This is a genomic window from bacterium (assembly GCA_024226335.1).
Classification (GTDB): domain Bacteria; phylum Myxococcota_A; class UBA9160; order SZUA-336; family SZUA-336; genus JAAELY01.
Genome location: JAAELY010000300.1, coordinates 1 through 12,207 on the forward strand (window position 1 = coordinate 1; position 12,207 = coordinate 12,207).

Consider the following 12,207-nt stretch of genomic DNA (forward strand, 5'->3'; position numbering starts at 1 on the left):
GCTAGGGAATCTCTGCACAGGGAGGATTCGAGCGAGAAGCGGGAGTCGCCGCCTGAGCAAGAAGCGTGATCCGATCGCAGATCCGTAGATCTGCAGAGGGTCGCGCGACGCAGCGCAGGCGGATGCATCGAGCTTCGCAGCCGCAGCCTCCCTGTGCAGAGCTTCCCTAGTGGATGCGCCTGGCCAACTCGCTCCAGAGACGGTCCGCGTCCGTCAGGGGATCGTTCCAGGTGACGCATTCGAGTGGACGCGGCAGCTCTTCATCCTCAGCGCCGGGCTGAAGGCCGGAGTCGACGACGAGCCAGGCGACATCGGGCCATGGAAGATCGAGAGCGGCGCGTTCGCTTTTCGGAATTGCCCGCAGCAGCTGGGCGAGCGCTTGCCCGTCGCATTTTTCGACGGCGGTTTCGATGTCAGCACGGAGTTCGCCGGGATAACTGGAAGGCACGCGAGAGCGCAGCTTCGCCCGCACATCGTCGCTGTCTGCACACTCGATGAGTTCTGCGAGCGCTTTCGGGATGCGAAGCAGGGCCGAGTCAATCGTGATCATGAAACGAACCCGGTCTCCCATGCGTTGCGCAAGGGCTCGCGCGGCGAACCCGCCCCAACCGTGGCCGATCAGGTCTATACGCCCGATCCGCATGGCGTCGACCCAAGTCTCGAACCACTGCGCAGCTTCGCCAGGCGAAAGGGTCTTCAGCTTCCCGCGCGAACGCCCGAAACCGGGCAGATCCGGGGCGATGCCGCGTCTCCCGTTGTCCTTTGCGCGCGACAGAATCGGAGCAAACACGCGGGACGAGAGCCCGATGTCGTGCAGAAACACCGCGGGTACGGGATCGTCGAGGCGCCCCCAGTCCAGGTAACGCAGACGCACTCCCCCCAGATCCAGATCGGAGTCATCGGCGTGGTCTTCAACGACCGCAAGTCGCCCCTCCCTGGCTTCGAAGCGACTGCGCAACTTGCGCAATGCCCGTCTCTCGATCAATCGCCGCAGTGCTTTCGGAACCGGAATCGGAAACGCCGACGCCACATCAACCAGCGCCGGACTGCCGTCGTCCATTGCGATCACATTGCTGGGGCTGCGCAGGTCCACGTACAGAACACCGCGATCCGCCAGTTCGTCCAGGATCTCCTGTAGAGCATCGAAGAAGTGCGACGGCAGCGTCGCGTAGTGCGAGCGACGCTGCAGTGGCCGGCCCTCGAGCCACTCGATCGCGAACGCCAGTCGATCGACGCGTCCGCGCGGTTCCGGCAGCCCACGCACACCCTTCAAGCGTTCGAGCATCGCGAGTTCGTGGCGGATGAAGAGCGGGGCAAGCAGATGCCGCACCCAGAACGAGCGCTGACTGTAGTCCTTGACGATCAACGGAGGTCCGTGCTCCGGTTGGATCTTCAGCACGTCAGGATTCGCGAAGCCCCCTCGATTCAGGACGCGAACACCAGGCGCGAAGAGATCCGCACGCTTCAATCGAGAACTTACCGCTTGTCCCACGATCTACCGTTGCGCCGACGGCTCAGCCGAGACCCCAGCGGAGCGCCATCGCCACCATGCCCACCGTCACAGCCAGAGCGGTACCGGTCTCGTTATTGTCGGCGAAGCGCGTCATGCGCCAGGCCGTCTCGCTTCCGCGATCCGCTTCGAGCGGCTCGTATGGATGGAGACGCGGAAGCAGTCGAGGAACGGCGATCGCGAAGCGCCGGTAGGCATCGCCATACAGCGATTCGAGGCGAGCGCTCTCGATGCGATCCTTGTACGGCATGTAGTAGACGAAGAACACGAGCAGCAATACCGTGAACATCAGATAAGCCCACGAATTGCCCGCCATGATCAGAAAGCCCACAGCGATCAGGAAAGTCCCGAGGTACAGCGGATGACGCACATAGGCGAACGGCCCGGTCACCGTCAGGTTGTCGTTCTTGTGCAGATGTCCGGTCGCCCAGAGGCGCAGGCTTTCACCCGCGAGGATCGGAAGCAATCCGAGCGCGAGCGAGCCCGGTGTGGGCTCACTGAACCAGATCGCCGCCAGAGCTGCGGCGTAAACGGCCAGTAAACGGGGTGTGAGTCGCTTCTTGAGCCGAGCCATGGCCCAAGAGGTAGCCTCGGGCGCCCCGTCGAGCAAACGCGCTGGGCGAAGAAGGCTCGCTAGTGAGAAAAGCGGGCGCGGACCAGGCCCTTCAAATAGCCCGAAAGCTGCTTTCGGAAACCCTCGTGGGGCTCGATGGGCAACGCGTCCGACTCGAGGAACTCCTGGAAGTCGCTCACATCCAGCGCCTCGACCTCGACCTCGACACCGTCCCAGAAGGAACTGGCGTAGCGGGTCTCCAGTGCGTGTACAGCGGAGAAATCGAGACTTGTGGTCTTGTCGCGTGTATCGCTCATTGGCCGGACTCCGATGCGGCACGCGGATTACAACCGCGGAACAACCCCATCGTCAATAGAGTAGGCGAGCTTGAGCGAAGGTGTCGCATAAGAGTGCGACAATAGTGAAAAAGAAGGCCTAAAGGCCCGATTCCAAAGGCCTATTCAGAACGCAGGAGCGCCGGCTGGGAGCTGGGCGGCGAGCGTTCGGCGAGCGCGGTAGAGACTCGACTTCACCGCGTCCTCACTGCGACCGGTCAGCTGCGCGATCTTGCGAATCGGCATGCGTCCTGCGTGTCGCATCTCCAGGATACGGCGCTGCTCGGTGGGCAGCTGGTCGATAGCCGTCTGGACCCGGCCGAGCATCTGACGAGCCTCGGCGCGATTACCGGGCCCCATGTCGACGGGCGCGGCTTCGGGCGGAATATCGTCGATCGAAACCAGACGCACGCCACCGCGACGGCGGAGTCGGTTGTTGAGAATGTTTCGGGTGATCCCGTAGATCCACACGACGAGGTCGGATTTGCCCTCGAAGCGGCCAATACAGCTGAAAACGGCCTCGAAGACTTCCTGGGTGACGTCCTCGGCCTCGGCCGCGTCGCCCAGTTTTCGGATCGAGAAGTTGAGGATCCGCCGGAAGTAGCCGTTGTACAGATCTTCAAAGGCGGATGTGTCTCCGCTCTTGATGGCATCTACGATCTTTCGGTCCGTGTCTTTCAAGTCCGGCTCCACCCTCGAATTGGTGCATGTGGGTTCAGCAATCGTCATGCCAACACACTTCCGCCACCCAGACGCCCGTCAGAGGAGCCCAACGACGTTTTTGGGGCGAAGCAACCACGAAAAAGGCTCGAAGAAGCCAGAACAGGAGTGAAGCTTGTTTCCCAATTAGGGCAAAATTGATTCACTCTGGAGGGCTAAAGCCCCTTCGGAGGCAGGTCTCAGCGCCCCAAGACGCTCGCAGCAGGCCGAAACGAACGCCCCTTACAACTTGTCGGGCGAAACCAGCCAGACGCCATCCACACGACGCCAGGAGTCCGTGCGGTGCATCTCCATCTCCCAGAAGCGCAGCCGCCTCTGGTGTTTGCCGGAGATGCGCAACTCCACACGCGCGAAATCCGGCCGTTCGAAGCGGAATTCCTGGATCTCCAGGGATGCGACTCGCCCGTCTCGGAAATTCAGCGACCTCACGGCGTCGGCCAGGCTCGAGTAGTAGTCGGCGAAAGCCGCCGGACCGGCGAAATAGGTCTTCAGTTCGGGGTCCTCGTAGGTGACCAGCGCGTCCAGAGGAACCGATTCCAGCGCCTGGTAGAAGCTCCTGGCACGTTCGTGAAAACCGATCGCCTCCGCCTCGGGAACGGGGGAACGCGAGATGCTCGCGCCGAAACAGGCGCAGACCACGAGCGGCAGTAGACCACTCGCGAGTCGGCTCAACGCCGGCGCCCTTTGTTGTCGAGCGCAGCCTGGGCGGCCGCCAGTCGCGCGACGGGCACACGGAACGGCGAACAGCTGACGTAGTCGAGCCCGAGTTCCTCGCAGAAACGGATCGATCGAGGTTCGCCTCCGTGCTCGCCACAGATGCCCACCTTCAGGTCGGCCCGTGTCTTGCGGCCCAGTTCGAGACCCAGCTTCATCAATTCACCCACTCCACCCCGGTCGATCGTCACGAATGGATCATCGTCCATCAATGCCGTGTCCACGTATGTCGGCAGAAAACGCCCCGCGTCGTCGCGCGACAGAGCCATCGTCATCTGCGTGAGGTCGTTGGTCCCGAACGAGAAGAACTCCGCGGTCTCCGCGATCTTGTCGGCCACCAGCGCGGCGCGCGGGACTTCGATCATGGTGCCGATCTGGTAGCGAATCTTGCGCCCGCTCTTCTTCATGGTCGCGCGGGCCGTTTCATCGACGAGCACGCGCAGTCGCGCAAGCTCGCGGTGCGAAGAGATCAGAGGCAGCATGATCTCGGGCCGGGCTTTGATCCCCTCGGCGGCACAGGCGCACGCCGCTTCGATGATCGCCTGCACCTGCATCTCGTAGATCTCGGGATACGTGATCGCCAGGCGCGAACCTCGATGTCCCAGCATTGGATTGAACTCGCGCAGCGACTCGACTTTGCGGCGAAGTTCGAGCTCGGGCATATCGAGGTCTTTCGCCAGTTGCGTCATCTCCTCGGCGGTATGCGGCAAGAACTCGTGCAAGGGTGGATCGAGTAGGCGGATCGTGACTGGACGTCCGGCCATGGCGCGGAAGATCCCGAAGAAATCGTCGCGTTGCATCGGCAGAATCTGCTCGAGCGGATGTGCGCGCTCTTCGGGGGTCTCGGCCAGGATCATCCGGCGCACCGCCAGGATGCGCTCGGCCTGGAAAAACATGTGCTCGGTCCGGCACAGCCCGATTCCTTCTGCCCCGAAGCGCACGGCCTGTTCGGCGTCTGCCGGTGTATCGGCGTTGGTGCGCACCTTCAGTCTGCGGAAACCGTCCGCCCAGCTCATGAGCGTCTTGAAGTCCTTGCCGAGTTCCGCCTGCACGGTTGGCAGCTTGCCCTTGAAAACGAAACCGGTCGTACCGTCCAAGGTGATGACATCGGAACTGGTCAGCTCGATCTCACCAATGCGCGCCAGGCCCTTTTCCGAATCGACTGTGAGCGCGGCGCAACCGCTCACGCAGGGCTTTCCCATGCCGCGCGCGACGACCGCCGCATGCGACGTCATGCCGCCGAGCGCGGTCAGAATGCCCTGCGCAGCGTTCATCCCGTGGATGTCTTCTGGAGACGTCTCACGGCGCACGAGGATGACTTCCTCGCCGTTTTCCGCTGCTGCCTCTGCCTCGTCGGCGCTGAATGTGATGCGCCCGCTGGCAGCGCCCGGAGAAGCTGGCAGACCCTGTGCGATCGGCGGTGGAGCGGCGGATGCATCCAGAGTCGGATGCAATAGCTGGTCGAGCTGATCCGCATCTACCCGGCGGATTGCAGTCTCTCGATTGATGAGTCGCTCGCGCGTCATATCGACGGCGATTTTCACCGCGGCGCGTGCAGTGCGCTTGCCGCTGCGTGTTTGCAGCATCCAGAGCTGACCCCTCTGAATCGTGAACTCGAGATCCTGCATGTCGGTGTAGTGCTTCTCGAGCAGCTTGGCCGTGCGATCGAGCTCCCGGAAGCTGGTGGCCATCTCTTCTTGCAGTGACGGTGGACCCTTGGGCTTGCGCTCGGCCTTGGTGATCGGATGCGGGGTGCGGATCCCCGCAACGACATCCTCGCCCTGGGCCTTGGGCAGATACTCACCAAAGAAGCGTTTTTCACCGGTCGAAGGATCTCGCGTGAAGGCGACACCGGTGGCGGAGTCATCGCCCAGGTTCCCAAAGACCATCGCCTGCACGTTGACCGCGGTACCCCATTCCTCCGAAATCGAATTGAGTTTGCGATAGGTGGCAGCTCGCGGCGTATGCCACGAGTCGAAGACTGCAGAGATCGCTCCCCAGAGCTGATCCAATGGCTTTTCGGGAAAGTCCTTGCCCGTTTCCCTGCGCACGATCTGCTTGAACTCGGTCACGAGATCCGCCAGATCTTCAGCGCTCAGTGCGGTGTCTTCTTCGACACCGCGGCGTAGTTTCTTTGCCGACAGAGCCGCCTCGAACAAACCGTGTTCGACTTTGAGCACGACATCGCCGTACATCTGGACGAAGCGACGATACGAGTCGTAGGAGAAACGCTCATCGCCACTTTCCTTGACCAGGCCTGCGATGGTCTTGTCGTTCAAGCCCAGGTTCAAAACCGTATCCATCATGCCCGGCATCGAGACTCGGGCGCCGGAGCGGACCGAGACCAGGAGCGGCTGTTTCGCATCACCGAAGCGGGCATCCATGGCCTTTTCGACCTTGGGAAGCTGCGCGAGCACTTCGGCCTTGAGCGCGGCCGAGAGACGGCGTCGGTTCGCGTAGAACTCGTTGCAGACATCCGTCGAAATCGTGAAACCGGCGGGAACAGGAACACCAAGACGTGTCATCTCTGCGAGATTCGCACCCTTGCCGCCGAGCAGGTTGCGCATCGATGCCTTGCCCTCGGCGCGCCCCTTGGCAAAGAAGTACACCCGCTTGGACGACGTCTTTGCGCGGGCGGTCTTCGCGCGCGTCACACTCTTGCGGCGCGAAGGCTTGGCGGCCTTTTTCGTCCGACTCGAAGTGCGCTTGGCTGCTCCAGAGGTTCGCTTGCTGGTTCGCTTGGCCACGGCGATTCTCGACTCCCGTAACAGGATTCAGATATTTCGGGGCAAGCCCGCGTGATCAGAGGTTGTTCACGTCCCGCCGTCAGCCTCGCGAAGAGGATCCAGCGCTGCCACGACCCCACCCGAACGCGGCATGCAGTTGGCGGCATTCTGTACGGGGGAGGCCCCGGCGTCAAGGCGTCGGGGGTCCAGTGAGAAGCGAAGAAAAGCCTCGGACCTCATCTCCAAACCTACGTGAAACCTGGAGAATCTCGACATCAGCGCATCCGCATGCCGAGCCTCTTCGATACTCAGGCCGAGCGTTTTCCGGTCGCGCAGGGGGGTGCGAATACCGGCCGCAATCCCCCTCAGCAAGCGCAGGGGAACCTCGGCCGCTTCGGGCACGCAGCAGTCGCGACACACCGCCCCCCCCTCGCGGGCCTCAAAACCGACGGGCGGACCGCTGGCCGGAAGTTCGCTGGCGCAACGGGAGCAATTCAAGAGCTGAGGTCTGTAACCCAGACGCGCGAGCGTCTTGGTGAGTAGCAGTACCGCGAGCAGAAGATCGGGAGCTTCATCGCTGATGACATCGATCACGCCCTCGGCGAACTGAAACAGCTCGGGATTCGCCTCGTGCTCGCCGGTCAAGCGATCGAGAAGTTCACAGAACAGGCAAGCAAGCGCGTAGCGACCCAGATCGTGTGTGAGTGTCTCGAAGGGTCGCGCAAGGCGCGCTCCCTCGAGGCGCATCAGCGAGGAGCGCGGTGGATCCACAAGACGCACGTCCAGTATCGAAAAGATCTCGAGCGTTCCCGGAAAACGCCGCTTCGAACGACGTGCGCCCTTCGCGATGGCCGAGACCCGGCCCTGTGTCGCCGTATACAGATGGACGAGGCGATCGGACTCACCTTGATCGAAGGTTCTCAACACCAATGCACGCGTTCGGTACTCGACAGGCATTCGAACCCCGCTTCGGAAATCCGCTCAGAGCAACGTGTAGGCGATCCCGCAGAAAGCCAGGATGCCCGCGACGTCAGTCGAAGTCGTGACGAAGGGACCGGAAGCGATCGCCGGGTCCACACCCAGACGCGTGAACACCAGCGGCAAGAGCGTGCCGAACGTGGCCGCGATCATGATCGATGCAAAGATCCCCAACGCGACGACGAGTGGGAAATTCTGATCGCCATAGCCGAGAGCCACTGCCCAGGCCGCCAGGCCCATCGCAAACACCAGCGCAAGCAGCAGGCTCGCGCCGACCTCGTAACCGATGACGCGCCCCAGGTGAGCGACCTCGAGACGCCCCGTCGAAAGACCGCGCACGACGACCATCGAACACTGGCTGGCAACATTGCCGCCCATGGCCAGAATGATGGGCAGGAAGAACGCGATCTGCACGGTCTCGGTCAGGATGTCTTCAAATCGCGAAAGAAGGTGGATGCCCGCAAAACCGCCCACGAACGCCACGGCCAGCCAGGGGAAGCGGATCCAGGCTCCGCGGAACATCCCCGGAGAAGTCACCTCCTCGGTCGTGGTTCCGGCGAGCTTCAGGATGTCCTCGGTCGCTTCCTCGCGCAGAACATCGATGACATCGTCGACGGTCACCACGCCCACGAGCTTGTTGCTGACGTCGACTACGGGTGCCGCCAGAAGGTCGTAACGCGCGACGACGGCAGCCACATCTTCCTGGTCGTCGTCGGTGGAAACCCGAATCGGGTCGATAGTCATCACGTCGCGGAGCAGTTTGTCGGGCGGCTGCATGATCAGCTGGCGCAGGGACAATACGCCCACGAGGTGACCGTGATCATTGACCACGTACACGTAGAAGCTGGCCTCGTGCGAGCCGTATTGCTGGACCCGCTCGATCGCCTTCATGGCATTGAGATCTTCGTCCAGCGCCAGGAACTCCGGCGACATGATCGCACCGGCGGTTTCGTCGGCGTAACCGAGCAGTTTTTCAACTTCCTCGGCATCCTCTCCCATACAACCGAGCACGGAGTCCGCGGTTGCGCGCGGAAGTTCGCGCAGGAGTTCGGCGGCATCGTCGACCGGCATGTGCGACACGATGCCCGCAGCGACTTCCGGCTCCAGAGCCAGGAGTAGATCCGCACGGGCGCTGAACTCGATCAGCGCGATCACTTCCGCGCGAACCTCTGCCGAGCGGATCAGATTGAAGACCGCCGTGCAGTCCGCTGGCGTCAGCCGATCGAGAACCTGTGCTACGTCAGCCGGATGGCTCTTCTCGAGAAGACGTCCGGCATGCCCCCATGCGCCTCGGCGCACGAGCCGTAGCAGGCTGACCTGCAGCAGGTTTCCCCGGCGGTCCGGCATGACGTCTCCAAGACAGGCACTCGCACCGGGCGCGGGGCTCCGCCTCTGTTGGGTCGCAGGTACTCAAAACCGCCCACAGAATCGCGAAGACCGGCGCGCAACACAAGTAGGACCGGGTTAGCGGTCGGGAGCGTCCAGGAGCTTGTGAATGTAGTCGTTGCGATAGACGAGCGAAGGGTGTTCCTGCTCCGGGGCCGCCAGCAACCAGGCCCCGAAGAGCCAGAACACAGCGCTCACCAGCAACACCGCGACGGCGCGAACGCCCCACAGAGTCCAGGGAGAGCTGAAGCCTGGCAACCGTCGCGAGCGTCGACGGGGGCCGATCAGATGTGCGGCCGCTTCCTGGGGATCGGCGCCAATCGCGTCCGCAAGATGTCGTGCGAGCGCACGCCCCTGCCCGTCGAACGAGAGTGGCTCTTGCCCGCTCTCGATTGCCTCTACGCGGCCGGGCGTAAGACGCGTGCGTGCTGCAACGAAGTACACGGATATTCCGCGAACCACACGCTGCCGGGCGAACCAGGGACCGAATTCCTCATCGGGCACCGCAACGACGGCGCCCGGCACGTTCAGCGAAGCACGTCCAGATACTCTCTCGACTTCCTGCCCCACTCGCCCTTCCCCCCCAGTTTGGACGCCATCTCGAGCTGTTTCAGAGCCTGTTTGCGTTTGCCCAGTTTGATCTGCGCCTGTGCCGCTCTGAAACGCACCTCAGCTTCGACCGGACCAAAGCCCTTCTTCACGGTACGTGCCTGCAAGATCTCCGCGGCCTGACTGAACTCACTGATCGCTTCCACCAGCGAACCTTCCTCGTAGTAGAGAATGCCGAGGTCTAGATGCGCTACGTGGTTGTTCGGGTCCGAAATGAGAGCACGCTGGAAGCTGTGCTTTGCCGACTTGAAGTCCCCGGAGTTGTACTGAGCCCAGCCCAGGTTGACAAGGGCTCGCGACGGACGAATGAAACTCGGATCCTCTGCAAGACGTTTGAAGAGTTCGATCGCATCGCCCCAACGCTCATCCAGTATGTAGACCACGCCGAGATTCAGCTTCGCCGACTGGTGATCTGGATCACTCTTGATGGCGAGTTCGAAATGGCGCACGGCATCCTCGTAGTGCCCTTTGCGCTTGAACGCTTCAGCGATTCCGAAGTGTGTATTCGCGTCTTTGGAATTGTAGTTGAGCGCACGCTTGTACTCGCCAATCGCGCGTTCATTGTCTCCGGCCCGAAGATGTGAGTCGCCGAGATCGCGGTGCGAATCCGACATAATCAGCGATGACTCGCCGACAGTGGCACAACCCATCGCGAGAGCGAGGACGAGTCCGGTGATGATCAGGCTGATTTTCTGCATGGTCTTTCCCCTCAGAAGAATGCGAGCAGGCGCTCGATCGGATTGCTCCAGCCACCGGAGCTGCGTCGTCGTTCGAGCGCGATTTTTCCAAGCACTGCCGGTCCTTGTGGCTCAGGTTCCGCCTTTGCGGTACTCGCGCTGCTTTTTTGCTTGCGCACCTTTCGCAGTTTGTTCCAGTTCTTCAGGCGCCGGACCTGGAGATCGGCAGACAGTCCGCGAAATTCCTTCGGATCCATCGGGAATCCCAGACTCTCGGCGAAGATCAGGCCCTCATCGGTCGCGTGCGAGAATTCGCCCTCGCTGGTGATGGCCGTGGGGTACACGTAGCGTTCGACCCGCGGCTTCTCCAGGAAACGCAACACGAGCGCCACGAAGCCTTTGCGGCCATTCCACACCGATGCGAGCGCCGCAATCGCCGGTTCCGAGCCTTCGGGCGTATCGACCTCGACCTGGCGCTTCGAAAAAGAGAGTGCGCGCACGAGGTCCGCGTGCAGTGCTGTCGGTCCGTCCTGCTTGGCGAACATAGGCTTCCACTTCCGAACACCGACGCTCGCGTCGAGTCCCCTCTCAATTCCGGTATCGGGCAGGAAACCACTCCGCTTGAGGAGTTGCGGGACAGAACTGCATTCCGGAGATGGGACTGGGGCCAGTGCCCCTCAGAAACGAGTGAGCTTGCGGAAAGCCTCGAAACGCTCTTCGATCTGAGAGCGTTCCAGGTCGCGGAAGCGGTCCAGGCTGAAGCGTTCACAACAAAACGATGCCAGGACTGAACCGTAGATGATCGCGCTGCGAAGGGATTCCGCATCGACGGCGCCAGCGCGGGCCAGAGCCCCCATGAAACCACCGGCAAAACTATCGCCGGCACCGGTCGGATCCTGCACCTCGCGCAACGGGAACGCCGGGGCCGTAAAGACTCCGTGTTCGTCGAAGAGCAACGCCCCGTGCTCACCGCGCTTGATCACGGCCCGGTCGGGACCCATGCCGTGAATCTCCTCGGCCGCCAGGACGAGATTGCTCTTGCCGGTCAACTGCATCGCTTCTTCATCGTTGATGATCAGACCGCGCACCTTCGCCAGCGTCTTTTCGAGTTCCGGCAGCGTGCCCTCGATCCAGAAGTTCATCGTATCCATCGCCGTGAACTTCGGTGCGCGCACCTGTTCCAACACGCCCAGTTGTAGCGACGGGTGGATGTTCGCCAGAAAGACCCAATCGGAATCGAGATACGACTCGGGAAGCTTGGGGTCGAAGCTCTCGAACACGCCGAGTTCCGTGAACAGCGTGTCGCGCTGGTTCATCGACTCGTGGTAGCGACCTCCCCAGCGGAAGGTGGGGCCGTCCGCGCTGTACACACCGGCCAGATCGATACCGCGCGAGGCGAGGAAATCGAGGTGTTCCTGGGGAAAATCGTTTCCCGTCACACCGACGGCGCGCACATCGACGAAGTAGCTCGCAGCCACCGCGAAATACGACGCCGCTCCACCGAGCACGCCCTTCGCACTTCCGGCGGGCGCCTCGATATCATCGAGGGCCACCGAACCGACGACCAGCAGGGAATCGCTATTCGCCAACTACTTCAGGTCCGGTGCGATCGAGTTCAGGGTCTCGGCCATCAGGGCGGGTGAAGGCGCGACCGGGATCCCGGCCTTTTCCAGCGCACGCGTCTTTTCCTCAGCCGTGCCCTTGCCGCCGGAGATGATCGCGCCGGCGTGTCCCATGCGCTTGCCCGGGGGTGCGGTTGCACCCGCGATGAAGGCCGCAACTGGCTTGTTCATCTCGCTGGCGACGAACTCCGCAGCTTCTTCCTCGGCGCTACCGCCGATCTCGCCGATCATCACCACTGCACTCGTCGCGGGATCGTCCTGGAAGAGCCGCAGCGTGTCGATGAAGTTGGTCCCGGGAATCGGATCCCCTCCGATCCCCACGCACGTCGACTGTCCGATCCCCATCTGGGTCAGTTGATGAACCGCCTCGTAGGTCA

The 12,207-nt window shown here is 62.3% G+C and carries 13 protein-coding genes; all 13 read right to left on the reverse strand.

Annotated features, from left to right (window positions below):
- Positions 1-166: 166 nt before the first annotated feature.
- Positions 167-1,399 (reverse strand): alpha/beta fold hydrolase, encoded by a 1,233-nt coding sequence (locus GY725_15730; protein ID MCP4005640.1) that lies wholly within the window; start codon positions 1,397-1,399, stop codon positions 167-169.
- A 115-nt stretch (positions 1,400-1,514) separates the two neighbouring features.
- Entirely contained in the window at positions 1,515-2,084 is a 570-nt protein-coding gene (locus GY725_15735) for an isoprenylcysteine carboxylmethyltransferase family protein (GenBank protein ID MCP4005641.1), read from the reverse strand.
- A 59-nt stretch (positions 2,085-2,143) separates the two neighbouring features.
- Entirely contained in the window at positions 2,144-2,380 is a 237-nt protein-coding gene (locus tag GY725_15740) for a hypothetical protein (GenBank protein ID MCP4005642.1), read from the reverse strand.
- Between the two features lie 144 nt (positions 2,381-2,524).
- Complete coding sequence (locus GY725_15745; protein ID MCP4005643.1) at positions 2,525-3,079, reverse strand: RNA polymerase sigma factor; 555 nt, start codon at positions 3,077-3,079, stop codon at positions 2,525-2,527.
- A gap of 261 nt (positions 3,080-3,340) precedes the next feature.
- Entirely contained in the window at positions 3,341-3,790 is a 450-nt protein-coding gene (locus tag GY725_15750; GenBank protein ID MCP4005644.1) for a hypothetical protein, read from the reverse strand.
- The gene (locus GY725_15755) at positions 3,787-6,585 is read right to left on the reverse strand and encodes a pyruvate, phosphate dikinase (protein ID MCP4005645.1); all 2,799 of its coding nucleotides are present in this window, start codon (positions 6,583-6,585) and stop codon (positions 3,787-3,789) included. Before GY725_15755 ends, GY725_15750 begins: the two co-directional genes overlap by 4 nt.
- 60 nt (positions 6,586-6,645) lie before the next feature.
- Positions 6,646-7,515, reverse strand: coding sequence for a DNA repair protein RecO (recO, locus tag GY725_15760; GenBank protein MCP4005646.1), 870 nt, complete (start codon positions 7,513-7,515; stop codon positions 6,646-6,648).
- 24 nt (positions 7,516-7,539) lie between these two features.
- A complete protein-coding gene (gene mgtE, locus GY725_15765; GenBank protein MCP4005647.1) occupies positions 7,540-8,883 on the reverse strand; it encodes a magnesium transporter in 1,344 nt (447 codons plus the stop codon).
- Positions 8,884-9,000: 117 nt separating this feature from the next.
- Positions 9,001-9,492 (reverse strand): helix-turn-helix domain-containing protein, encoded by a 492-nt coding sequence (locus GY725_15770; protein ID MCP4005648.1) that lies wholly within the window; start codon positions 9,490-9,492, stop codon positions 9,001-9,003.
- Positions 9,450-10,229: a tetratricopeptide repeat protein gene (locus GY725_15775; GenBank protein ID MCP4005649.1), complete on the reverse strand. Its 780-nt coding sequence runs from the start codon at positions 10,227-10,229 to the stop codon at positions 9,450-9,452. Before GY725_15775 ends, GY725_15770 begins: the two co-directional genes overlap by 43 nt.
- 11 nt (positions 10,230-10,240) lie before the next feature.
- Positions 10,241-10,753: a hypothetical protein gene (locus GY725_15780; GenBank protein ID MCP4005650.1), complete on the reverse strand. Its 513-nt coding sequence runs from the start codon at positions 10,751-10,753 to the stop codon at positions 10,241-10,243.
- A gap of 132 nt (positions 10,754-10,885) precedes the next feature.
- On the reverse strand, positions 10,886-11,797 hold the full coding sequence (locus GY725_15785; GenBank protein MCP4005651.1) for a sugar kinase: 912 nt from the start codon (positions 11,795-11,797) through the stop codon (positions 10,886-10,888).
- The coding region (locus GY725_15790; GenBank protein MCP4005652.1) for a succinate--CoA ligase subunit alpha at positions 11,798-12,207 on the reverse strand (410 nt) is incomplete at its 5' end.